Annotated in this window: 23 protein-coding genes; 13 read left to right on the plus strand and 10 right to left on the minus strand. The window is 50.7% G+C overall.

Going from position 1 to position 22,106, the window contains the following annotated elements:
- Nucleotides 1-42: 42 nt before the first annotated feature.
- Nucleotides 43-1,440, minus strand: a complete 1,398-nt coding sequence (gene asnS, locus AC566Q_RS07190; protein WP_499615285.1) for an asparagine--tRNA ligase — start codon at nt 1,438-1,440, stop codon at nt 43-45.
- A gap of 241 nt (nt 1,441-1,681) precedes the next feature.
- Between asnS and AC566Q_RS07195 the strand changes: the two genes are divergently transcribed.
- Complete coding sequence (locus AC566Q_RS07195) at nt 1,682-2,071, plus strand: hypothetical protein (RefSeq protein ID WP_499615288.1); 390 nt, start codon at nt 1,682-1,684, stop codon at nt 2,069-2,071.
- A 24-nt stretch (nt 2,072-2,095) separates the two neighbouring features.
- Here the strand turns inward: AC566Q_RS07195 and AC566Q_RS07200 are convergent, their stop codons facing one another.
- Nucleotides 2,096-3,070 (minus strand): calcium/sodium antiporter, encoded by a 975-nt coding sequence (locus tag AC566Q_RS07200; RefSeq protein WP_499615291.1) that lies wholly within the window; start codon nt 3,068-3,070, stop codon nt 2,096-2,098.
- 245 nt (nt 3,071-3,315) lie between these two features.
- On the opposite strand from AC566Q_RS07200, the gene AC566Q_RS07205 reads away from it, so the two are divergent.
- Nucleotides 3,316-4,767 carry a RimK family ATP-grasp domain-containing protein gene (locus AC566Q_RS07205; RefSeq protein WP_499615294.1) on the plus strand — a complete coding sequence of 484 codons (1,452 nt, stop codon included), beginning with the start codon at nt 3,316-3,318 and terminating at the stop codon, nt 4,765-4,767.
- The gene (locus AC566Q_RS07210; protein ID WP_499615297.1) at nt 4,764-5,939 is read left to right on the plus strand and encodes a GNAT family N-acetyltransferase/peptidase C39 family protein; all 1,176 of its coding nucleotides are present in this window, start codon (nt 4,764-4,766) and stop codon (nt 5,937-5,939) included. Before AC566Q_RS07205 ends, AC566Q_RS07210 begins: the two co-directional genes overlap by 4 nt.
- Here the strand turns inward: AC566Q_RS07210 and AC566Q_RS07215 are convergent.
- From AC566Q_RS07215 to bioA, 3 genes are all read right to left on the minus strand, one after another.
- Nucleotides 5,907-6,194, minus strand: a complete 288-nt coding sequence (locus AC566Q_RS07215) for a hypothetical protein (protein WP_499615301.1) — start codon at nt 6,192-6,194, stop codon at nt 5,907-5,909. The genes AC566Q_RS07210 and AC566Q_RS07215 overlap by 33 nt on opposite strands.
- Nucleotides 6,195-6,348: 154 nt before the next feature.
- Nucleotides 6,349-6,864: a DUF2937 family protein gene (locus AC566Q_RS07220; protein ID WP_499615304.1), complete on the minus strand. Its 516-nt coding sequence runs from the start codon at nt 6,862-6,864 to the stop codon at nt 6,349-6,351.
- Nucleotides 6,865-6,886: 22 nt separating this feature from the next.
- Nucleotides 6,887-8,224 (minus strand): adenosylmethionine--8-amino-7-oxononanoate transaminase, encoded by a 1,338-nt coding sequence (bioA, locus tag AC566Q_RS07225; protein WP_499615307.1) that lies wholly within the window; start codon nt 8,222-8,224, stop codon nt 6,887-6,889.
- A 38-nt stretch (nt 8,225-8,262) separates the two neighbouring features.
- On the opposite strand from bioA, the gene bioB reads away from it, so the two are divergent.
- From bioB to bioD, 4 genes are read left to right on the plus strand one after another with little or no spacing between them, the layout of a single operon-like run.
- Nucleotides 8,263-9,357: a biotin synthase BioB gene (bioB, locus tag AC566Q_RS07230; protein WP_499615310.1), complete on the plus strand. Its 1,095-nt coding sequence runs from the start codon at nt 8,263-8,265 to the stop codon at nt 9,355-9,357.
- Nucleotides 9,357-10,532, plus strand: a complete 1,176-nt coding sequence (locus tag AC566Q_RS07235) for an aminotransferase class I/II-fold pyridoxal phosphate-dependent enzyme (RefSeq protein ID WP_499615313.1) — start codon at nt 9,357-9,359, stop codon at nt 10,530-10,532. Before bioB ends, AC566Q_RS07235 begins: the two co-directional genes overlap by 1 nt.
- Complete coding sequence (locus AC566Q_RS07240; protein ID WP_105933488.1) at nt 10,519-11,319, plus strand: methyltransferase domain-containing protein; 801 nt, start codon at nt 10,519-10,521, stop codon at nt 11,317-11,319. The genes AC566Q_RS07235 and AC566Q_RS07240 overlap by 14 nt, the downstream gene beginning before the upstream one ends.
- Nucleotides 11,316-11,981 carry a dethiobiotin synthase gene (gene bioD, locus AC566Q_RS07245; protein ID WP_105933475.1) on the plus strand — a complete coding sequence of 222 codons (666 nt, stop codon included), beginning with the start codon at nt 11,316-11,318 and terminating at the stop codon, nt 11,979-11,981. Before AC566Q_RS07240 ends, bioD begins: the two co-directional genes overlap by 4 nt.
- On the opposite strand, the gene pepE is transcribed toward bioD, so the two are convergent.
- On the minus strand, nt 11,974-12,687 hold the full coding sequence (pepE, locus tag AC566Q_RS07250) for a dipeptidase PepE (RefSeq protein WP_240621838.1): 714 nt from the start codon (nt 12,685-12,687) through the stop codon (nt 11,974-11,976). The genes bioD and pepE overlap by 8 nt on opposite strands.
- A gap of 154 nt (nt 12,688-12,841) precedes the next feature.
- Here pepE and AC566Q_RS07255 point away from each other — a divergent pair, with 154 nt between their 5' ends.
- From AC566Q_RS07255 to AC566Q_RS07270, 4 genes are read left to right on the plus strand one after another with little or no spacing between them, the layout of a single operon-like run.
- A complete protein-coding gene (locus AC566Q_RS07255; RefSeq protein ID WP_105933476.1) occupies nt 12,842-13,306 on the plus strand; it encodes a low molecular weight protein-tyrosine-phosphatase in 465 nt (154 codons plus the stop codon).
- Entirely contained in the window at nt 13,306-14,274 is a 969-nt protein-coding gene (locus AC566Q_RS07260; RefSeq protein WP_499615317.1) for a FecCD family ABC transporter permease, read from the plus strand. The genes AC566Q_RS07255 and AC566Q_RS07260 overlap by 1 nt, the downstream gene beginning before the upstream one ends.
- Nucleotides 14,271-15,035, plus strand: a complete 765-nt coding sequence (locus tag AC566Q_RS07265) for an ATP-binding cassette domain-containing protein (RefSeq protein ID WP_499615320.1) — start codon at nt 14,271-14,273, stop codon at nt 15,033-15,035. The genes AC566Q_RS07260 and AC566Q_RS07265 overlap by 4 nt, the downstream gene beginning before the upstream one ends.
- A gap of 45 nt (nt 15,036-15,080) precedes the next feature.
- Complete coding sequence (locus AC566Q_RS07270; RefSeq protein ID WP_499615323.1) at nt 15,081-16,424, plus strand: class II 3-deoxy-7-phosphoheptulonate synthase; 1,344 nt, start codon at nt 15,081-15,083, stop codon at nt 16,422-16,424.
- Nucleotides 16,425-16,449: 25 nt separating this feature from the next.
- Here the strand turns inward: AC566Q_RS07270 and AC566Q_RS07275 are convergent, their stop codons facing one another.
- From AC566Q_RS07275 to AC566Q_RS07285, 3 genes are read right to left on the minus strand one after another with little or no spacing between them, the layout of a single operon-like run.
- Nucleotides 16,450-16,776, minus strand: coding sequence for a hypothetical protein (locus tag AC566Q_RS07275; protein ID WP_499615326.1), 327 nt, complete (start codon nt 16,774-16,776; stop codon nt 16,450-16,452).
- A gap of 4 nt (nt 16,777-16,780) precedes the next feature.
- Nucleotides 16,781-17,008, minus strand: coding sequence for a DUF3820 family protein (locus AC566Q_RS07280; protein ID WP_499615329.1), 228 nt, complete (start codon nt 17,006-17,008; stop codon nt 16,781-16,783).
- A 2-nt stretch (nt 17,009-17,010) separates the two neighbouring features.
- Nucleotides 17,011-18,792 carry an ABCB family ABC transporter ATP-binding protein/permease gene (locus AC566Q_RS07285; RefSeq protein ID WP_499615332.1) on the minus strand — a complete coding sequence of 594 codons (1,782 nt, stop codon included), beginning with the start codon at nt 18,790-18,792 and terminating at the stop codon, nt 17,011-17,013.
- Nucleotides 18,793-18,911: 119 nt separating this feature from the next.
- On the opposite strand from AC566Q_RS07285, the gene moaA reads away from it, so the two are divergent.
- Both moaA and AC566Q_RS07295 read left to right on the plus strand, forming a co-directional pair.
- On the plus strand, nt 18,912-19,877 hold the full coding sequence (gene moaA, locus AC566Q_RS07290) for a GTP 3',8-cyclase MoaA (RefSeq protein WP_499615335.1): 966 nt from the start codon (nt 18,912-18,914) through the stop codon (nt 19,875-19,877).
- 4 nt (nt 19,878-19,881) lie between these two features.
- Entirely contained in the window at nt 19,882-20,430 is a 549-nt protein-coding gene (locus AC566Q_RS07295) for a GNAT family N-acetyltransferase (protein WP_499615337.1), read from the plus strand.
- A 6-nt stretch (nt 20,431-20,436) separates the two neighbouring features.
- Here AC566Q_RS07295 and AC566Q_RS07300 read toward each other — a convergent pair whose 3' ends face one another.
- Nucleotides 20,437-22,071, minus strand: coding sequence for a response regulator (locus AC566Q_RS07300; RefSeq protein ID WP_499615340.1), 1,635 nt, complete (start codon nt 22,069-22,071; stop codon nt 20,437-20,439).
- Nucleotides 22,072-22,106: the final 35 nt, after the last annotated feature.

Consider the following 22,106-nt stretch of genomic DNA (forward strand, 5'->3'; position numbering starts at 1 on the left):
AAGCGCCCCGTGTTCTGCAAAGTACAGCTATCAATTTGCTGCTCAATAACTGGCGTTACCCGGTGTACGTGGGAATGGAATCACATCACGCACGTTTTGCATGCCGGTGACATAGGCGACCAGGCGCTCAAACCCTAAGCCGAAGCCCGAGTGGGGCACAGTGCCATAACGGCGCAAATCGCGATACCAGCTATAGTCTTCCTTAGACAGGCCCATCTCTGCAAGGCGGTTATCGAACACATCAAGGCGTTCTTCACGCTGTGAACCACCAATGATCTCGCCGATACCCGGGGCCAGGACGTCCATGGCCGCTACGGTTTTACCATCGTCATTTAAGCGCATGTAAAAGGCTTTAATGTCTTTCGGGTAGTTTTGCATGATAATTGGCGCGCCAACATGCTCTTCAGCCAGATAGCGCTCGTGTTCACTGGAAAGGTCAATACCCCAGCTCACCGGGAACTCAAAGTCTTTGCCACAGTTCTCTAAAATGGTAATTGCATCGGTATAATCCATGCGTACGAAGTCGCTGCTGATAAGTTTTTCCAGCCGGCTGATAGCATCTTTGTTGATGCGCTGAGCGAAAAATGCCATATCATCGGCACGCTCTTCCAGAACGGCTTTACACACATATTTCAGCATGTCTTCTGATAACTGGGCGATATCGCTCAGGTCGGCAAAGGCCACTTCCGGCTCGATCATCCAGAACTCTGCCAGGTGACGGGAAGTGTTGCTATTCTCTGCCCTGAACGTTGGTCCAAAGGTATAGATTTTAGACATGGCACAGGCGTAGGTTTCGCCATTTAACTGGCCTGATACGGTAAGGTAAGCCTCGCGCCCGAAAAAGTCTTCGCTGTAGTCCACATCGCCTTTGTCAGTTTTTGGGATGTTCATCATATCCAACGTTGAAACGCGGAATAATTCGCCCGCACCTTCGGTATCGCTGGCTGTAATAATTGGCGTGCTGATCCAGAAGTAGCCCTGTTCATGGAAAAAGCGGTGAATCGCCTGAGACAGACAGTTACGAATACGCGTGACGGCACCAATTACGTTGGTACGGGCGCGTAAGTGGGCGTGTTCGCGCAGATATTCGATAGAATGGCGCTTAGCGGCCATCGGATAGGTGTCCGGGTTCTCAACCCAGCCGACAATTTCCACTGCCGTGGCGTCCAGTTCCAGTGCCTGGCCTTTGCCCTCTGACGCTTTTACATTCGCGGTAACCACCAGTGAACAGCCTGCCGTTAAACGTTGAATATCGGCATAATTGGGTAAGGTATTGAGTGCAATGACCTGTACTGGGTCGAAACAACTGCCATCATGCAACGCAATAAATGAAAGGCCTGCTTTTGAATCGCGACGGGTACGAACCCAGCCTTTTACCGTTACCGATTCGCCAACCGCGTACTTACCAGCCAGTACGTCAACTACGGGGGCGTGTGTCATGGTTACTTTCTCCAATCAAAGTGTGTCTTTATGTAATCGCAAATCATCGCATAGGCTAAGCGTGATTGCATCCAGATTCATTAAACAAAATGACGTGTTGGCCGATATTAAGTACAAGAGCGGTAAAAATGCCGTTTTTCATCCGTTGCCTGCTTGAATAATAAGCAGTGTGGTAGTCTCTTTAGCCAAACAGGCGCTAGTATACTAAATCGCTTTGCGGATACTAGCGATACAGATGTAAATGACAACGAAACAAGTGCAAAAATTTGGTCTGGAACGCAGAAAGAAATCCCGCGAGCAGGATACTTATTACAAGGTGGTTGTTACCTTAAATTCTCTCGCCTGGTTATCGCTGCTTATTTGCTTAATTTTATTTCATTTCGCCCGGCCGGAAATGGTTTCCGGTGTGCAACAGTTCTGGGGGATTGAAGGGCGCACCAGTTGGTCTGCTGAATATATTGATGCGCTGGTAATGTTACTGCAGGCTTGTTTGGTGACAAGCTTAGTGACTATGTTTCTACGTTCGCGCCGCAATCGCCGCAAAAGTGACCGTTATGGCGTTAATTTATTTATTCTGGCCGGTATCAGCTCACTGAGCCTGGTTACCCTTAATGCTGCAGCGCTGTCATAAGCCAGCGCTGCCCGCAATTAATACTTAGCCGCCGATAAAGCTGCTGTTAATTAAATACCATGTATAACCTGCGTAGGCGGCTACAAATACACCACCTTCCAACCTGTTGAGGCGACCAGGCCCTTTAAGACCAATACAGAAAATAAACAGTGCCACCGACGCCACCAACATAAACAGGACGTCGCGATAGAGGAAGTCAGAGCTGACTTCCATGGGGTGAATGACCCCGGCAATGCCGACAACCGCCAGAGTATTAAACATGTTGGAGCCAATCACGTTACCCAGGGCGAGGTCATGCTCGCCTTTCTTCACCGCAACCAGTGAGGAAGCCAGTTCCGGTAATGAAGTGCCAATGGCGATAATGGTTAAACCAATCACCACATCACTGACGCCAAAGTAAGTCGCAACTTCCACTGCGCCCCATACTAATAATCTGGAGCTGGCTACCAGAATGATTAGCCCGATCACCAGCCACAGGGTTTCTTTCTTAAGATTGGTGTCGGCAAGATTGAGCTCTTCATCATATTCTGCGGCGAGGGCGTCTTTGTCACCGCGCATACCGGTCCAGATGCTCCACGAGATCAACAGAATAAACAGGCCGAGCAGGGAAAAGGCATCGTCTTTTGATACTCTTAAATCAAGTACCTGCCAGGCTGCAAAGAAGGTCAGACCCAGCATAATTGGCAGTTCTTTGCGGATAATTTGGGAGCGTACTGCTATGGGGCTGATAAGAGCCGTAATACCAAGAATCAGTGCGATGTTAGCGATGTTGGAGCCATAAGCATTACCCAGTGCGATGCCTGAACTTTGTTCCATTGCGGCAATAATCGACACGATGATCTCTGGTGCTGAGGTGCCAAAGCCAATGATCAGCATCCCGATAAGAATTGGCGACAGGCCAAAATGTTTGGCAACAACGGCAGCGCCGCCAACAAACTTATCCGCACTCCATAATAATAAGGGTAACCCGATGAGAATAGCGACACTCGCTAACAACATATAATCTCCTTGAACAGCCTGTGCACCAACCAATGGTGCCGGGGTAGGCGCAGAATAGAGCATAACCCTTTCACATTGCAAATACATCAGTCGCAGCAGAAACAAAACAGGTCGTAACGATAAAAATAATCCGTTATTCGCGCGACACGCTTACCAGTACTATAGCGCAATAAATCAACGCTGGCAGCGATTTGGCAATAGGGCTAATTGTCTGTGAACGTTCGTGTAAGGACATTCAAATTTTCATGCATCACACTCTGATTGTGGCAAATCAACACATCACGCTGGACGTACCCTCATTAACCGTTTTGAGTTTTGAGCAATACCTGTCGGATTATCCAAAATGGAACGAACCGAAAACGCGGGTTATTAACCTCTGTGACACAGAACAATACCTGAGTAACGGGTACTATTGCTCATTGCTGGCAGAAGCCAGACAACACCGGGTTATCCCCAGCGTTAATACGATTAACGATTTACGGTTGGTTAAAGCCGGTCAGGAAGGGCAGTCGCTGGTGATTAAACCCCAGGAAAAGGCCATTATCGAAAGCCTTGGCGGTGAGTTTTTTGTGTGCTTTGGTAAAACGGAAGACAGCCGTCTGAAACGTATTGCCGCCTCTGCTTTTGGTCGTTATCCAAGTCCGCTGTTGAAGCTCACCGTTCGTCAGGAGCAGGCCACTGTTGCCTGCGTATCGGTAGGTTTTAATGCGATCCCGGAGGCGCTGCAAAGCAGCTTCGTTGAGCGACTGAGTCAGTTTACTCAGCAGCAATGGCGCACTTCAGCAAAGAACAAACAATCCCGCTGGGACATGGCGATTCTGGTCGACCCGCAGGAATCAACGCCACCCAGTGACAAAAAAGCCATAGCCCAGTTTGTTAAAGCGGCTGGCAAAGCGGGCTTCCATGCCGAAGTGGTAACCGCAGAGACCATTGGTGACGTGGCGCAGTACGATGCCCTGTTTATTCGCGAAACCACTGCGATTGACCATCAGACTTACCGCCTGGCCCGCGCTGCAGAGCGCGAGGGTGTAGTGGTAATGGACGACAGTCAGTCTATATTGCGCTGTTGCAATAAAATTTTCCTGCAGGATGCCTTTAGTTATCACAAGGTGCCTGCGCCGAAGAGCCAGTTTGTGACCGATGCAGAGTTAACCACCTGTCAGGCTTTAATTGATGCATTGCAGCTGCCAATTATTTTAAAGCTACCGGAGAGCTCCTTCTCCAAAGGCGTATATAAAGTGGAAACCCTGGCAGCCTTGCAGGACAAACTCGCTATGATGCTCGAAGCCTCCGCGTTAGTGCTGGCACAGGAGTACATTTTTACGGAGTTTGACTGGCGCATCGGGATGCTTGGTGGCCGGCCTATTTATGCCTGTAAGTATTTTATGGCGCGTAATCACTGGCAGATTTATAACCACGCAGACGGCAAGTCAGACTCAGGTGACTTTGTCACCATGCCAACCTTTGAAGTGCCCAAACAGGTGCTTAAGGCGGCGATTGCAGCGGCCGATGTGGCGGGGAAAGGGCTTTACGGCGTGGATATAAAGCAACGGGGTAATAAGGTTTACGTGATTGAAGTGAACGATAACCCTAATATCGATGCCGGGATTGAAGATAAATATCTGGGCAACGAATTGTACCTGCTGATCATGCAGGAGTTCGTCAGCCGCCTAGAACGCCGGGGGCGCCAGGCATGAACGCCGAACATTCGCCCTGGTTGCTAAGGCCAGCGCAAAACAGCGATCTGGCTGCGCTGCTGGCGCTGGAAAATAGCTGTTTCAGTGCTGACAGACTTAGCCGTCGCAGCTTCCGACATTACCTGCACAGTAGCAATGCTGAGATGGTGGTGGCCGATGCTGAAGGTGAGCTGGTGGGGTATGGATTACTTTTGGTCCGGCGCGGTACGCTGCTGACCCGCCTATACTCACTGGCTGTTGCGTCACACGCGCGCGGGCAGGGGATGGCAGAAGCCATTATTGGCTATCTGGAAAAACGCGCCAGTAAACGTGGTAAGCGTTATATGCGGCTGGAAGTGGCTGAGCATAATGCGGCGGCGATCAGACTCTACACGCGATTGGGGTTTGAGTCGTTTGCGGTGACTCCCCATTACTATGAGGATGACGCCACCGCCATCCGCATGCAAAAGGCCTTGCCGCTTGATACACCGGATATCCAGCACAGGTTGTGCCCCTGGTATCAGCAATCCACGGCATTTACCTGTGGGCCGGCCAGTCTGATGATGGCGATGGCGATGATTGACCCGTCGGTTCGCTTATCCCAGGCCGAAGAGTTTGCTATCTGGCGCGAATCGAATACCGTTTACATGACCAGCGGGCCGGCAGGCACACACCCTTTAGGATTGGCGATGTCAGCCATGGAACGGGGCTTTGATGTGAAAGTGTATTTAAGTCATGAAGGGCCGCTATTCGTCGACGGTGTGCGTAATGAGCACAAACGCCAGACCCTGGCCATCGTAGAGCAACAGTTTGTGGTAGAAGCCGAGGCTCGTCAGGTTCCGGTATTCTACAGTAACTGGCTGGATATTCTGGATAAGGAAGCCAATGCACCACACAGTGCATTGATGTGCTTAATCAGTACCTATCGGCTGGACCGCTCTAAAGCGCCGCACTGGGTAGTGATCACCGGAACCGATGAACACTGCGTCTATATTCACGATCCGGATCCTGATACCGACACGGCAGTATCACGATATCTCGACTACCAGCACGTGCCCGTTGCCCGGGAAGACTTCCAGCGCATGACCAGTTATGGAAAGCGCCGGGTTCAGGCCGCGATTGTGATACGGCGGCGGCTCCCGGAACTGGGGAGCGGCGAACTAATGTGCAGTGATTTTGATCTGGCGGTTTAAATTCCGCATCGCTTCAACTAACTGCAGTAAATCATTCACGGTGCCTTTGAAAGCCGAATGCTTGGTGACCATCTGATTACCTGCGTGGCTTAACTGACCCTGGTTGGCCGGATCGAACATTTCAGTTTTTTCAGCCAGCGAATCCCACTCTGCCTGGAATGAGGCAGGGATGAGGTGACGTTTGGCCATCAGTTTGTCTCTGATTTGCAACAGTTGGCCAGTAATTAATGTTTGATTTTTCGGTGTATCTGTCATGGTTATTTTCCTCACTTCAATCGCATGGCCCGAGAAAGTGGGGCGTTTCGCGATACTGGATAAATATTAATCGATAAATTGTAAATAAAAGGTGTATACCATGATGATCAGGTAGCAATTTTGATACCTGAATAAGTACTCAGGTATAAAAAATTTAATGATTGAGCACCTGACGGTGCTTTTTACGTCGGTGACGAAGCCAGGCCACGGGTAGCCAAAGCAGTAAATACAGGCTAAGAGAGGTGATTAGCGCAGAGCTAACGGCCTGCGGTTTGAGTGGCAAAGAGGGTTGATAGAGGGTTAGCACCTGACCCAGTCGCTGGTACTGGGCAGGTTGAGCAAAATACCAGGCTTGCTCAAAATAGTTGCTTGTACGCAGTTTTTTCAGGGCTTGCTGCGCCTCTTTATGCGCTTGCATTACGGTTTGCTTGTGCTGTGCATCGTCACGCACCAGCGCGTCCTGATTGGCCTGCAGGGCAGTAAGCATGGCGTTGATATCGGTGTAGCCGTAGGTGTCGGCCAGTTGTTGATAGTGATCTACCTCGGCCTGGGTGGCATCCACATAACCATTGAGATATTGCACATAATGGTCGGTGACAATCGGCACCTGTAGCATCAGGATAAGCAGCGCGGCAAACACTATCTTGTCGATTAATCGCAGGATAATCATTGCTTGCGCGCTCCTTGATGTGTTAACCGTAAGTACTGCTCAGGCAGTGATACATGGCATCACTTAGCCGGCTGAGCTGCTCAGCTGAAATGACGTAGGGGGGCATAATATACACCAGCTTGCCAAATGGTCGGATCCACACGCCATTTTTTACAAACAAAGGCTGTAAACGTTTCATATCTACCGGGTGTTTGGTTTCCACTACGCCAATTGCACCCAATACTCTGACATCCTGCACGCAGGCAAGTTCATTACAGCGGGTTAGTTCGGTTTTAAGCTGGGTTTCGATGCCTTGCACCTGAGCCTGCCAGTCACCCTGATTAATCAGTGATAAACTTGCACCGGCCACCGCACACGCCAGCGGGTTACCCATAAATGTGGGACCGTGCATAAACACGCCGGGACTGCCTTCACAAACGCCGCGCGCCACATCCTCTGTACACAGTGTAGCTGCCAGTGTCATGTAGCCGCCGGTCAGCGCTTTGCCCACACATAAGATGTCCGGGCTAATCTCGGCATGATCACAGCCAAACAATTTCCCGGTGCGACCGAATCCGGTAGCAATTTCATCGCAAATAAGTAATACATCGTAAGTATCGCAAAGCTGACGACAACGGCGTAAATATTCAGGATGATAAAACCGCATCCCGCCAGCGCCCTGCACAACCGGCTCAAGGATCAGCGCCGCCAGCTCTTCGTGGTGACGGGCAAAAAGCTCTTCCAACGGCAGAATGTCGTCTTCACTAAAGGCCTGACCAAAACGGGTCTGCGGCGCTGGTGCAAAAATGTGCTTGGTAAGGCTGTTGGTGAACAGGCTGTGCATGCCATTAACCGGATCACAAACCGACATGGCAGCAAAGGTATCGCCATGATAGCCATTACGGGGCGCAATTAAACGCGACTTTTCGGGCCTGCCCTGGCACGCCCAGTACTGTACGGCCATCTTAATGGCCACTTCTACTGATACTGAGCCGGAGTCAGCCAGAAATACCCGCTCAAGGCCTGCCGGTGCCATGCCTAGCAACTGCCGGCATAGGTTTACGGCTGGCTCGTGGGTCAGGCCGCCAAACATGACATGACTGAAGTTGTCAATTTGCTGGTGGGCGGCGGCGTTCAGGGCCGGGTGATTGTAACCGTGGATAGCGGCCCACCAACTGGACATGCCGTCAACCAGGGTTTCTCCTGAGGCGAGGGTAATCTCGGCACCGCTGGCGCCACTGACCTCAAAACAAGGTAAGGGATCGATGGCTGAGGTATAGGGATGCCAGATATGTTGTTGGTCAAATTCTTTGCTGGATAAATTTTGCACAATAGTAAAGTTTAAAATGTTAATTTGGTTGACAAGTCTTTGCTGGGGCATAGACTAAGCGACCAGACAATAAGAGTAAAGGATAGGCGATGCTGGCATCACAACATAATAGCACTGAAGCGGTCGTTCGACATGACTGGACCCGGCAAGAAGTGGAGGCATTGTATGCAATGCCCTTCAATGATTTGTTATTTAAAGCCCAGGTGGTTCATCGTCAGCATTTCGACCCGAATCAGGTGCAGGTGAGCACACTGTTATCCATCAAAACCGGCGCGTGCCCGGAAGATTGCAAATACTGCCCGCAAAGCGCCCGCTATGACACCGGCCTTGAAAAAGAACGTCTGCTGGAAATCGAAAAGGTTATTGAACGCGCTAAAGAGGCCAAACAAACCGGCTCAACCCGTTTTTGTATGGGCGCTGCCTGGCGTAACCCTAAAGAGCGGGATATGCCTTACCTTACCCAAATGGTCGCCGAGGTGAAGGCGATGGGTCTGGAAACCTGCATGACGCTCGGCATGTTAACCCGCGACCAGGCGGTGGCGCTTAAACAAGCCGGTCTGGATTACTATAATCATAATCTGGATACCTCGCCGGAATTTTATGGCGATATTATTACCACCCGTACCTACCAGGATCGCCTCGATACCTTGCAAAATGTCCGTGAGGCGGGGATGAACGTGTGCTCGGGTGGCATTGTCGGCATGGGCGAAACGTTGTCTGACCGTGCATCGCTGCTTATTCAGCTGGCCAATTTGCCGGAGCAGCCTCAGAGTGTGCCGATTAACATGCTGGTGAAGGTAGATGGCACGCCGCTGGACAAACTGGATGATATGGAGCCCTTTGATTTTATCCGTACCATTGCGGTAGCGCGTATCATGATGCCTAAGTCCCATGTTCGTCTGTCGGCCGGTCGTGAGCAAATGAATGAGCAAATGCAGGCGCTGTGTTTTATGGCCGGTGCAAATTCTATTTTTTATGGCTGTAAGCTGCTCACCACTTCAAACCCGGATACGCACGAGGACGTGGTGTTATTTAAAAAACTGGGCATTAACTCTGAGCGTACCCGAGAGTATTCTGACGAAGCGCACCAACTGGCGCTCGAAGAAGCTATCGAACAACAAAATACCCCGCAGTCTGAACTGTTCTATGATGCTACCGAAAAAGGTCAAACCGAGTCTGCATAATGGCCTTTGATTTTATAGATGTGCAGTTAACAGAGCGCCAGCAGCAGGGCTATTACCGCCAGCGCACCGCCATCGACTATGAGCGGGATGGCGTTATTGCGATTGATGGTAAGCATTATCTTAACTTCGGCAGCAATGATTATTTAGGACTGCGTCACGACCAGGGCGTATTGCAGGCCTGGGTTGAAGGACTGGCGCAATTTGGTGCTGGCAGCGGTGCTTCACCGCTGGTAACAGGTTACAGCGTGGCTCACCGTGAGCTGGAACTTATGCTGGCTGACGCGTTGGGCTATGATGCGGTGCTGTTGTTTAACTCCGGCTTTGCCGCCAATCAGGCCGTATGTCAGGCGTTATTTGCCTCGTCCGGCGAGATTATTGCTGATAAATTTATGCACGCGTCGTTTATTGAAGGGGCGCTTGCCAGTCAGGGCAACCTGCGCCGCTTTGCCCATAATGATACAATCCACCTCGAAACCCTGTTGGGTAAGTGCGAAGGGACAAACCGACTGATTGCCTCGGAAGGGGTGTTCAGCATGGATGGTGATAGCCCTGATATAAATGCGTTGGTCAGTTGCGCCAGTCAAACAGGCAGCTGGCTGATGCTGGATGATGCCCATGCTTTTGGTGTGACCGGCGAAAACGGGCTGGGCTCGGTAGAAAACTTTGGCCTTAAGCCAACGGATTGCCAGATCCTTATGGGTACCTTCGGTAAAGCTGTGGGCACTGCCGGTGCCTTTGTGGCCGGGAGTCACAGCCTGATTGATTACCTGGTGAATTATGCGCGTCACTATATCTATTCTACGGCCTTTCCGCCGGCTCAGGCGGTCGCTACCATTTACGCGCTGAACTGCGTGACCACCGGCTCCCAGCGCGAGCAGCTGCACGGCAATATTGCCTATTTTAAACAACGCGCCAGGCAGGAAGGTCTGACACTGCTCGACTCCGAAAGCGCTATTCAACCGTTAATTGTGGGCGAACCAGAGCTGGCCCGCCAGTATTCCAAAGCATTGTCGGAAAGAGGGCTATGGGTGCCGGCCATGCGTCACCCAACGGTACCGAAAGGCTCAGATCGGCTGCGCATTACACTCAGTGCCGTGCACACAAGCCAGGACATAGACGCTCTGATAGACGGGCTGACTCTGGTGCGTCAGGAGTTACAACATGGCCCTGATTGAACCGCGCAAAACTGTGCAGCAGGCAACTAAAAAAGACGACGTTGCCAAACGTTTCAGTGGCGCAGCCAGACAGTATGATGACATTGCCAATATTCAGGCGCAGATAGCCACAGCAGCACTTGCCCGTTTACCTGCTGCGATGTTCAACAACGCGCTGGATATTGGCTGTGGCACCGGCCGTCATACTGAGCGCCTGAGCCGGATAGCCACTACGACAACCGGGCTCGACTTAGCCGCCGGCATGGTCGCGCAGGCTAAGCGAAATTACCCAGCTCTTCATTTTGTGCAGGGCGATGCCGAGCAACTCCCCTGGCAGAATGCCGCTATTGATATGGTTTTTTCTTCCATGGCGCTACAGTGGTGTCGTGGTCCGCAAGTCGCTCTTGCTGAAATATCCCGGGTTTTACACCCTGGTGGTCGTGCTGAACTGGCCATTATGGTGAATGGATCTTTTACTGAATTACGCCAGGCAAGTTGCGCTGCCGGAGTATCGCTACGTATCAACGAGCTGTTCGCCGCCAGCGATTGGCTTAATGCGCTGAGCCAGACCGGTTTGAACTATGGCACACATGAACTTGTTGAATACCGCGATGAATTTGATGATATTTTGAAGCTGCTGCGCTCAATCAAAGGCGTTGGCGCTGGCAGTAGCGCGCTGGGCGCCAAGCGCCAGGGGCTAACCCGTAAAGCGCTAAACCAACTTGAAGCAGCGATGCCACGCAACGAGCAGGGGCCGTTAACCAACACCTACACCGTATTACACCTGACGCTGGAGAAACCATTTTGACCCAGGCTTTTTTCGTTACCGGCACTGATACCGAAGTAGGCAAGACCTACGTAAGCGCAATGTTCCTTAAAGCCGCGGTAATGGCCGGCAAGCGTGCCATAGGCTACAAGCCTGTGGCAGCGGGCTGTGAATGGCAGACCGGCCAGTGGCAAAACGAGGATGCACTGGCCTTACAGCAGGCATCCAATGTTGAGTTAACGCTTAAAGAGGTAAATCCTGTGGCGTTGGAGCCAGCAATAGCACCGCATATTGCCGCCGAGCTTGCCGGTGAGTCAATCAGTGAAGGTGTGATTAAAGGTGGCTTTGATAATCTGCTTAGCAGGCAAGCTGATGTGTTGCTGATGGAAGGTGCTGGTGGCTGGCGTTTACCCATTGGCAATCAACGCTTTTTAAGTGACGTGGTGAAAGCCCTTCAGCTTGATGTCATCATCGTAGTAGGCATGCGTCTTGGCTGCCTGAATCACGCGTTACTGACTGCCGAAGCCGTAAAGGCTGACGGCCTTAATATCAAAGGCTGGGTGGCCAATACACTGACACCCGATATGCCTTATTTTAATGAAAATCTGGCGACGCTCGAGCAGCTAATGCCAGCGCCGCGTCTGGCAACTATTCCCTATAAGTCAGTGCCGGATTTTGCCGCACTGGGCGAGCTCTTCAACTAATATAGTTGGTCAAATCCTGGCCTGGCGCGATAGGGGTTTTATCATCGCCGCTAAAACAAAAACCTTCCAGCTCACCCAACAAAGTAAGCCGTCCTTCAGTATATTGCAGGGCAGTGCCTTCCCGGATAGCCAGTACAGGCGTTTCCGGGTTGAGGCGCGTGAACTCAAACAACCGGTCATCCCGGGTTTCACCATTATGTCCGGGCCGCTGATAATCAGTATAGTGGGGATTTAACTGGCAGTGCACAACGTTAAGCGCAGCAAAAGAGGGCGGTTCAATAATCGGCATATCATTGGTTGTGCGGATACTGTTGCCGCAAATATTACTGCCCGCGCTCCAGCCAATGTAAGGCATGCCCTGGCTGACCTGGCGCTGCAGAGGTTCAATTAGTGACTGCTTATACAGCTCATTGAGTAAATTAAAGGTGTTTCCACCCCCAACCAATACAGCCTTAGCAGAGGCGATTGCGTCCTGCGGATCGTCGCAGCTATGGATACCGGTAATATTGAGCTGTGGAAGGGCCTCGCGGACTTTTTCTAAATAGTCATCCCAGCCCAGCGTGACCCCGGCAAATGGAATGAACAAGACGTCCAGCTCCTCGCTGAGGTGGTGTAAAATCATCTCGCGGGCATGGGCCAGATACTCTTCGTCGCCCATTCGGGAACTGGAGAGCATTAGCACGTGTGGTTTAGTTTCTGTCGGCATTAATCTTTCTCTTTGTTTTTTTCGTGGGTTTTAGCATAGTGTTCAACGCTAATGATAAGTACAATACCACGCTCGAACCGGTGGGGTAAGTCGCATTGCCAGCAGGCCGGGAAAGTTGCAGGCTAAGCATACTGACGTAAAGATAGGAATTACCATGACATCACCCAAAGCTGTTTTATTTGTCTGTCTTGGCAATATTTGCCGCTCGCCCACGGCTGAGGCGGTATTCCGCCACAAGGCTGATGAGGCAGGACTTAAATTGACCATAGATTCAGCCGGTACTCATGGTTACCACACTGGTAGCCCGCCAGACAAACGCTCGCAAGCCGCCGGGCAGGAGCGTGGCTACAGTTTTAAAGGGCTGAAGTGTCGACGGGTGAGTGACACCGATTTTGAAACTTTTGACCTGATCCTGGCCATGGATCAGAGCAACCTTGAAAACCTGCGCGAGATGAGCGACCCGGAACATCATCACAAAATTCGCCTGATGCTGGATTTTGCCGGTTATGAGAATGAAGAAGTACCGGATCCGTATTACGGTGGCAAAAAAGGCTTTGAACTGGTGCTTGGCTTAATAGAGGAAGCTTCAGACGGCTTGATTAAGGCGCTCAGAAGTTAATGTCGTCCCCTGCCTCCAAATGGACTCTTGGTGCACTGGGTATTGTATTGCTGTTGTGTTTTTCTGCATTGCTCGCCAGTGTCTGGTGGCAGGCTGATACTACCGCAGAGACACGCTGGTACATTCTGGTTAATTTACAATTGCCATTGGCAATCACGGCCACCGTTGTAGGCGCAGCACTTTGTGTAAGTGGCGCGGCCTTGCAGGTGGTGTTACGTAATCCACTGGCCGACCCGGGGATCATTGGTATTGCCAGCGGCGCCAGCCTGATGGCGGCATTAGTGTTGATCCTGATGCCAGAGTGGATGGTCAGTACCCTGCATTACAGCATGCCACTGGCCTGTTTTGCCGGTGCATTGTTATCGACCGCCGTTATCTATCGTCTCTCCGCTCGGTTGCGGGGGCTGAATACGGCGGTGATCCTTGCCGGTATCGCCATTACCACGTTAACCAGCGCTGTGATGGGCTGGCTTTATTTGTTCGCTGATGCGCAGTCGATGCGTAATCTTACCTTTTGGGTGATGGGCAGTCTGCATCAGGCCGATGGCTGGATCCTGCTGTGGAGCGCACCGCTTATAGTGGGAAGCTGCGCATTACTTATCTCAAAAGGTAGAACCCTGAATTACCTCTACAACGGCGAGTTAACAGCGCGCAGTGCCGGTATCGACCCGACTCACGAGAGCAAGATTGTTCTTATTGCCTGTGCTCTGGCAGTGGGCGCGGCGGTTGCCATTGCCGGTTCTATTGCTTTTTTAGGTTTGCTGGTGCCTCACTATGTACGTTTGTTGATGGGATTTGATAACCGGTTGGTACTGCCTGCCAGTGCATTTTGTGGCGCGGTTTTGTTATTGTTGGTGGCATTGTTCTCGGATTTGTTGCCTTATGCGTCTCTGCCGGTCTCCATGGTTACAGCGTCTCTTGGCGGTCCGCTGCTGCTCTATGCATTACTCAAAGGGCAGTTTAAATGAACCTGCCGATTGCGCTTGAGAACATCTCCCTTGACCAGCGTCTGGATAATATCTCGGTCACTATCAGGCAACCGGGCATTACCTGTCTGCTTGGGGCCAATGGTGCAGGGAAATCAACCTTGTTACTGGTGCTGGCTGGCCTGATAGAGCCGGAGCAGGGCACAGTACACTGGGGGCAAACCGATGTTTATGCAACGCCGTTGGCGGTGCTATCGGTACATCGCTGTTTTGTTGCTCAGCAACACAGTATTCAGTTTGAATTAACCGGTCGCGAATGCCTGCAATTTTTAAGTCCCTGCCTGAGCAGCGACATTCCCGGTGAGTTGATCCGGAAACTGGATATTGCTGATTTGCTGGATAAACCGGTTAGCCGCATGTCTGGTGGTGAGTTGCAACGTATCATGATTAGCCGCGCGTTGTTACAGGTGTGGCCAGCTATTAAATCCGGTAATGCTATTATAGTGCTGGACGAGCCACTCCAGGGAGTGGATATTCGTCACCAGACAGTGTTGATGCAGTGGCTCAGTGCGCTGGCGAAGGTCGGTAATCAAATAATTATGAGCTGTCATGATATCAATATTGCTAACACCTTTGCCGATACGGTATTGTTAGCAAAGGCAGGGCAAATGCTTGCATACGGACCTACCAGAGATGTACTCAACCTGTCTAACCTGTGGTTAACCTTTGATTGTCAGTTTGAATGCCTGTTTAAGGATGAGCAGCGGCATTTTATTCCCGTACGACATGCAACTGGCTTTTAAAGGATTAGTCGTTTTCTGAAATTTCCCATTTGAAAGAGGTGCTAAGTGAATAACTGGCAACCAGATAGCTGGCGGGCAAAGCCAATTTTGCAACAGCCAGAATACGAGGATAAAGCTGAACTGGACCGGGTAGAGCAGACCCTCGGCTCCTATCCTCCTTTAGTGTTTGCCGCTGAAGCCCGAGAGCTGCGTCGCCAGCTTGGTCAGGTATGCGAAGGTAAAGGATTCTTACTTCAGGGCGGTGACTGCGCGGAATCGTTTAATGAGTTTAATGCACCGAAGATCCGCGATACCTTTAAAGTACTGTTGCAAATGGCGATTGTGCTGACTTTCGCCGGTCGTTGCCCGGTAACCAAAGTCGCGCGCATGGCCGGTCAGTACGCCAAACCACGTTCGTCGGACTTTGAAACCATCAATGGTATAACCCTGCCCAGTTATCGAGGCGATATTATTAACAGCTTTGAGTTTACCGAAGCAGCGCGTCGCCCTGATCCACAGCGTCTGGTTGAAGCCTATCACCGTAGTTCTGCCACGTTAAATCTGTTGCGTGCTTTTGCTCAGGGCGGACTTGCTGACCTGCACGAAGTGAACCGCTGGAATATGGCGTTTCTGGAAAACAACCCGCAAAAAGATAAGTATCTGGACTTATCCCGCCGCATTCAGGATACCCTGGAGTTTATGGATGTCATTGGCATTAACTCCACCAATACGCCATCGTTACACGAAACGTCATTGTTTACCTCGCACGAGGCGTTGTTGCTTAATTATGAGCAGGCTTTAACGCGTATTGATACGCTAACGGGTAAGCCTTATGACTGTTCTGCGCATATGGTATGGATTGGTGAGCGTACACGTCAGCTCGACCATGCGCATATTGAGTTCTTCCGCGGTATCAATAACCCTGTGGGTGTGAAAGTTGGCCCGTCAATGGAAGAAGACGAACTTATTCGTCTGATTGATGCGCTTAACCCGAATAACGATCCGGGCAGACTCACTTTGATCACCCGAATGGGAGCCGACAAGCTGGAAGCGAATTTACCGCGACTGTTACGCCGGGTGAAAGCCGAAGGGCGTAACGTAGTGTGGAGTTCCGACCCCATGCACGGTAATACTTTCTCGGCTTCCAGTGGCTACAAAACCCGTAACTTTGATGCCATCCTGAGCGAGATTAAGCAGTTCTTCCAGGCCCACGAAGCTGAAGGCACCTACGCGGGCGGTATCCACCTGGAGATGACGGGTCAGCACGTTACCGAATGTACCGGTGGGGCTTACCAAATCAGCGATGAAGACCTTAAGGAAGCCTATAAAACTCAGTGTGATCCACGTTTGAATGCCGATCAGGTACTGGAAATGGCGTTCCTGGTAGCAGACCACTTACGCAGTAAGTAATCGTCCAATCGCAATCTTTGTGTTATCAGAGCGCAGCGAGGCAATCGCTGCGCTCTTTTTCGTTAAGGACACCGGTAAAGATGGTTCTGCGGCGCAGCGCTGTGGTGGTTTTATCGGTGGCGGTCATCGCTTTAATGAAGCTTTCCGGCGTATTTACCTGAGCAAGAATGGCCTGCCAGTTCAGATAGGCACCGTAGCCGAGCAGTTTTTGCTCGTAGCGCTGTTGTAATGTGGCTTTCGCCTTGCTTAACAGTGCTGGCTCAGCCAGCACTTTGCGGGCTATACAGCCATGTAAGCACAGGCTGCGTTTGTCAGCTTCCTGTTGCTGGTACTTTTTTTGATGGTAAACCATGGGGCTAGTCGTCAATTAACGGCGTAAGCAGACCTTCCATGCCGTTCAGTTTGATTTCGTACATCAGCGCCAGTTGCTCCCCCAGTTTTCCGGCCGGAAAGCCTTGCTTGGCAAACCATACCAGGTAAGGTTCGGGCAACTGGATGAGCTTCCGCCCGGCATATTTGCCAAAGGGCATGGTCTGATTAATGGCCTGTTTAAGGGCAGCCGCGTCGGGCATTGAGTTTGTCATGGTTAAGTTGCCTGCTTTTGCTGTGCTTGCCAGAGGCCGGCATAAACGCCTTGTTGACTAAGCAGCGCGTCGTGATTGCCATGTTCGATGAGCCGGCCCTGACTCATAACCAGAATTTTATCGGCATCCACAATGGTTGACAAACGGTGGGCGATTACCAGGCTGGTGTGGCCCTTGGCAACTTCCCGCAGCGCACGAAGTATAGCTTGTTCAGACTGACTATCCAGAGACGAAGTGGCTTCATCAAAGACCATGATCGCCGGGCGTTTTAATATGGCCCGGGCGATGGCAACCCGCTGCTTTTCGCCACCGGATAGCTTAAGGCCTCGTTCGCCTACTTTGGTTTGAGCGCCTTCGGGCAATTGACTGATGAACTGATTAAGATGGGCCAGGCGAATGGCCTCATAAACATCTTCCTCATTGGCGTCGGGCCGGCCGTAGCGGATGTTCTCGAAAATGGAGTCGTTAAATAACACCGTGTCCTGGGGCACAATGCCAATGTGCTGACGTAAACTGTGCTGCGTGACGTCGGCAATATTCTGGCCATCGATGGTGATCCTGCCGGATGCCGGGTCGTAAAAACGAAACAGTAACTTCACCAGGGTGGATTTTCCGGCACCACTTTCGCCGACTACTGCAACCTTGCTGCCGGGTTCTACGGTAAAACTAACGTTGCTGAGGATTGGACGGTCGTCGTGATAAGCAAAGCTCACCTGCTCAAACTCAATACGCCCCTCATGGGTAACCAGCGTTGTTGCATCCTGGCTATCGTCTACCTGTGGCGTTCTGTCGAGCAGTTTAAATAAGTTTTCAATATTGGCCAGCGAGCCACGAATTTCACGATAAACAAACCCCAGAAAGTTGAGCGGCATAAAGATTTGCATGGTAAAGGCGTTGATTAACACAAAGTCACCAATGGTCATATTGCCTTCGCCGACTTCAAGGGCTGCCAGCAAGAGCATACTGGTCATAGCGGTAGCAATAATAAAAGCCTGACCACCGTTTAAGGCAAATAGGGATAAACGGTTTTTGCGGCGCGCAGTTTCCCATTGGGCGAGATTGCTGTCGTACAGGTTGGCCTCGTATTGTTCATTATTGAAATACTTTACGGTTTCGTAATTTAGCAGGCTGTCGATGGCGCGAGTGTTGGTGCTGGAGTCAGCCTGATTAACCTGGCGTACATATTCGGTGCGCCAGTCGGTGGCCTTCATTGAAAACCATACATAGGCAATCACCGAGCAGAGGATAATCAGCGCAAACGATACGCCATACTGAGTCAGTAATACGCCTACTACCAGTGCTATTTCCAGCAGGGTAGGGCCAATATTAAACACCATAAACCGCATCAGAAAACTAATGCCACTGGTCCCCCGCTCTATGTCCCGAGACAGTCCGCCGGTTTGTCTGGACAGATGGAAGCCCAGATCCAGCCGGTGTAAGTGTTCAAATACCTGCAGGCCGAGGCGGCGCATAGCGCGCTCGGTTACCCGGCCAAACAGCGTATCGCGCACCTCTCCCAACAACACATTGGACAGTCGCAATACACCGTAAGCAAATACCAGTGATAGCGGCACTGCCAGGGCTTTAACGGTATCGTCGTTGAGACTGTCTACCGTATGCTTAAGAATAAAAGGCAGGCCAATGCTCGCCAGTTTAGCAGCCACAAGGCACAGCAGAGCAAGAATAACTCGCTGTTTAAACTCCAGCAGGTAGGGCCATAACTGCCTAAAAACCTGCCATTGCATAGGTGTGTTGGGGTCAACCGGTTGGCGATGTGGGCGCATGTATTCTCTTTTATACCCTTAAAATAACAATGGTTATGTTGTGGCCCGACATAAGGTAGAATGACCAAAAAGCACACTGTGCGATGCTTATAGCTGACATTAACCCTAAAGGCATTAATTTGTTACAAGATTCGTTTGGTCGCCGATTTTATTATCTGCGCTTATCCATTACAGATGTATGCAACTTTCGTTGTCAATATTGCCTGCCCGATGGTTATCAGGGCCAGGCCCAGCAGTTTCTGAGCCTAAATGAAATTGATACCCTGGTAAATGCTTTTGCGCAAATGGGCACCTCGAAAATTCGGGTTACCGGCGGCGAGCCCACTTTGCGACGAGATATTGTTGATGTGGTTGCCAGCTGTGCGCAAACCGAAGGGATCAGTAAAGTGGCGATGACCACCCACGCGGGCAAACTGGCCTCATTGGCAGAGCCACTGGCCCAGGCCGGGCTGAAGCAGGTCAATATCAGTCTGGACAGTCTGGAGCCGGCACAGTTTGCACTGCTTAGTGGTCAGGACAAACTGAATGCCGTACTCGATGGTGTGGAGTCGGCCATCGTTGAGGGTATGAATGTAAAGGTTAATGCGGTATTGCTGCGCCCCTGGGCTGAAGCTCAGTTACGCGACTTTACTGCCTGGCTGAAAGATATGCCGGTAACGGTTCGATTTATTGAGCTGATGGAAACCGGCCAGCACAAGGCTTTTTTCAAATCTCATCATGTCAGTGCCGAACCTCATCTGGCAGCCCTTAAAGCTCAGGGCTGGCAGGTGTTGCCGCGTGGTAAGGATGCCGGCCCGGCCATTGAACTGGCGCATCCTGATTATGTTGGCCGGATTGGCTTTATTATGCCTTACAGCAGTGATTTCTGTGACAGCTGCAACCGCTTGCGCATTACTGCACTGGGTAAGTTGCACTTATGTTTATTCAGCGAACAAGGGCTCGATTTACGTGAGTCATTACAGACGGGCAATGTACAGGCTGTTAAAGATTTTGTGACGTCGAGTCTGGCCGACAAAAAAGTGTCTCATTACCTGCAGGAAGGCATCACCGGGATCACTAAAAATCTTTCCATGCTGGGCGGATAATAACATGCTCACTGTTAATCCGTCCGAGCGTTTAACCTATCGTCGTATTACCGCACACGACCGGGATTTCCTGTTTGAAATAGATCAGGATGAAGAGGTTATGCGCTATTTAACCGGTGGCAGAAAAACCACGCGCAAAGAAGTGGACGAAGTGTTTATTCCCCGCATCGAGTCTTTCAATAATGAAGAAAAAGGCTGGGGGTTATGGCAGGCCAGCTTAAGCAAAGCTAATCGCGAAGCGATTGGTTGGATATTGGTTCGGCCGTTAGGCTTTTTTACTGGAAATCCGCAGCCGGATAATCTTGAACTTGGCTGGCGCTTTCGTCGTCAAAGCTGGGGAAAAGGGTATGCAACGGAAGCCGCTAAAGCTGTGCTGGACTCTCTGAGTCAGGCGGGATGCCCGCAGTTTTCTGCTATAGCAATGGCGGATAATCATGGTTCCATTAACGTAATGCAGAAATTAGGCATGCGGTACCGGCGCACGGAGCGCTATACCGATGCGATTTTTGACGAAGACGTAGTGGTTTATAGTACTGGCCTTACGAGTGTGTAATACAGGTTAAGTTAAGTCTTTTAATACCTTTTTGACGCGCTGATAACGTTGTTCCTGTTCTTCGGTGAGCTTGCCTGACTCAATGGCTTTCAGGCAATTATGGATTAACTGTGTACTAAGGGTATCTTTTGCCGCCTCGCTACTAGCTTCCCGAAGATTAATAGCCGCGGCCTGTAGCAAATTAAGTGCGATGGATGGGTTCTTAGGCATGATGGTAAATGCCTGACGGAAAGTTTGCAGAGCTTTTTCCAGATCGCCGCGCTGGTACTGATTAACGGCACTGTTATTAAGCTCTTTTGGACTGAGTCTGATTTCCGCTTTCTCTGTTCTTTCTTGCTGCACATACTGCAAAAACAGGTTGCTTTGCGCCGGATCGTTGTTACAGCGGCGTTCAATAAGGTCGAGGATATTGAGCGCATGCTCCTGAAACCCCACCTCATGAAAAGCCTTCGCTTTATCGAGTAACCCCTCAATGCTTTCGGTTTCCCAGGCATCGTCACTGAGTTGGTCGAGCAGCGCTTTGGCATTATCCAATTCGTCTTCCAGGTACAGCAAACGGGCATCAATGACTTTTAACTGATCATCAATGTCGGCTTTCGGAAAATTATTTTTGAGCTGCTTTAAATACTCGGTGGATTGCTTGATTAAGCGTTTGGTGTGTTCTTCATCGGCGGTCATGGCAAAGTCAATGCCCGCCCGGGCCACATTGAGATAAATTTCTGGCTTGTCGTGAATGGAGTTCTTGGCAATTTTTACGATTTTCTTGGCTGCTTCAAACTGTGATTCGTAATCGTGAGTCAGTCTCGACAAATCAAGGGCTTTGGCGTGACGGTGAATATTGCGGGGTGAAATTTCACTGGCAACCTCAACACTTTCCAGCGCATCCTCAAATTCTTTGTGCTTAATTTGCAGTGCAGCCAGTAAGTCATACGCGGCTATCATAGAGTCTTGCTTGAGCGCCAGCTCGATAACCAGTTTTTCCGCTTCTTCATCCAGGTCCAGGGAAATAAAACTGCGGATCAGACCGAGCTGAGCCCAGGTAAAGTTTTGAACATTGATAATCGCCTGGTAAAACTCTCTGGCTTCATCGTAATGGCCGCAGGCTAATAGCAATTCGCCTTTTAACTTTAGGGCCAGCGGGAAAAATTCAGAATTGCGGGGCTCGGTTAAAAAGTTTTCCAGCTCCAAAAGTGCCTTATCCAGAGAACCCTGTTCAATAAACTGATACACCGGTTTCAGTACTTGTTTGCGGGTTAACAACCGGCCAAGGCGGCGGTCGAGTTCCCGCACCGTAAAAGGCTTGGCCAGAAAGTCATCTGGTTGCAGTTCAACAATACTGTGCACAATATCCGCGGTAGTATCGGCACTGATAAAAACAAACGCCGTACTTGGTGGCAATTCGTTGTGTTCTTTTAGCTGGTCGTAAAGAAAGTAGCCGTCCTGTTCATTTTTCAGGTCGTAGGAGCAGACGATAAGATCGTAATGGTTACGGCGAATGTAGGTTAGCGCAGTGCTTACCCGGTCGGCATATTCGATATTCTGAAAGCCGAGCTCTTCCAGTGAGTATTTCAGATAGCCTTTGGCAAGGACCTGATCGTCAATGACTAACACACGAGTCTGTCTGGCTAACTTTAAATTCATTACCGCTATTTCCGTTTGGCTTCTGAATGCTTTAT

This window comes from Alteromonas sp. H02, assembly GCF_059682525.1.

Excerpts from the sequence above, each read along its gene's own strand:
- asnS (WP_499615285.1), bottom strand. The coding sequence starts at position 1,440 with ATGACACACGCCCCCGTAGTTGACGTACTGGCTGGTAAGTACGCGGTT.
- AC566Q_RS07195 (WP_499615288.1), top strand. The coding sequence starts at position 1,682 with ATGACAACGAAACAAGTGCAAAAATTTGGTCTGGAACGCAGAAAGAAA.
- AC566Q_RS07200 (WP_499615291.1), bottom strand. The coding sequence starts at position 3,070 with ATGTTGTTAGCGAGTGTCGCTATTCTCATCGGGTTACCCTTATTATTA.
- AC566Q_RS07205 (WP_499615294.1), top strand. The coding sequence starts at position 3,316 with ATGCATCACACTCTGATTGTGGCAAATCAACACATCACGCTGGACGTA.
- AC566Q_RS07210 (WP_499615297.1), top strand. The coding sequence starts at position 4,764 with ATGAACGCCGAACATTCGCCCTGGTTGCTAAGGCCAGCGCAAAACAGC.
- AC566Q_RS07215 (WP_499615301.1), bottom strand. The coding sequence starts at position 6,194 with ATGACAGATACACCGAAAAATCAAACATTAATTACTGGCCAACTGTTG.
- AC566Q_RS07220 (WP_499615304.1), bottom strand. The coding sequence starts at position 6,864 with ATGATTATCCTGCGATTAATCGACAAGATAGTGTTTGCCGCGCTGCTT.
- bioA (WP_499615307.1), bottom strand. The coding sequence starts at position 8,224 with ATGCCCCAGCAAAGACTTGTCAACCAAATTAACATTTTAAACTTTACT.
- bioB (WP_499615310.1), top strand. The coding sequence starts at position 8,263 with ATGCTGGCATCACAACATAATAGCACTGAAGCGGTCGTTCGACATGAC.
- AC566Q_RS07235 (WP_499615313.1), top strand. The coding sequence starts at position 9,357 with ATGGCCTTTGATTTTATAGATGTGCAGTTAACAGAGCGCCAGCAGCAG.
- AC566Q_RS07240 (WP_105933488.1), top strand. The coding sequence starts at position 10,519 with ATGGCCCTGATTGAACCGCGCAAAACTGTGCAGCAGGCAACTAAAAAA.
- pepE (WP_240621838.1), bottom strand. The coding sequence starts at position 12,687 with ATGCCGACAGAAACTAAACCACACGTGCTAATGCTCTCCAGTTCCCGA.
- AC566Q_RS07255 (WP_105933476.1), top strand. The coding sequence starts at position 12,842 with ATGACATCACCCAAAGCTGTTTTATTTGTCTGTCTTGGCAATATTTGC.
- AC566Q_RS07260 (WP_499615317.1), top strand. The coding sequence starts at position 13,306 with ATGTCGTCCCCTGCCTCCAAATGGACTCTTGGTGCACTGGGTATTGTA.
- AC566Q_RS07265 (WP_499615320.1), top strand. The coding sequence starts at position 14,271 with ATGAACCTGCCGATTGCGCTTGAGAACATCTCCCTTGACCAGCGTCTG.
- AC566Q_RS07275 (WP_499615326.1), bottom strand. The coding sequence starts at position 16,776 with ATGGTTTACCATCAAAAAAAGTACCAGCAACAGGAAGCTGACAAACGC.
- AC566Q_RS07280 (WP_499615329.1), bottom strand. The coding sequence starts at position 17,008 with ATGACAAACTCAATGCCCGACGCGGCTGCCCTTAAACAGGCCATTAAT.
- AC566Q_RS07285 (WP_499615332.1), bottom strand. The coding sequence starts at position 18,792 with ATGCGCCCACATCGCCAACCGGTTGACCCCAACACACCTATGCAATGG.
- AC566Q_RS07295 (WP_499615337.1), top strand. The coding sequence starts at position 19,882 with ATGCTCACTGTTAATCCGTCCGAGCGTTTAACCTATCGTCGTATTACC.
- AC566Q_RS07300 (WP_499615340.1), bottom strand. The coding sequence starts at position 22,071 with ATGAATTTAAAGTTAGCCAGACAGACTCGTGTGTTAGTCATTGACGAT.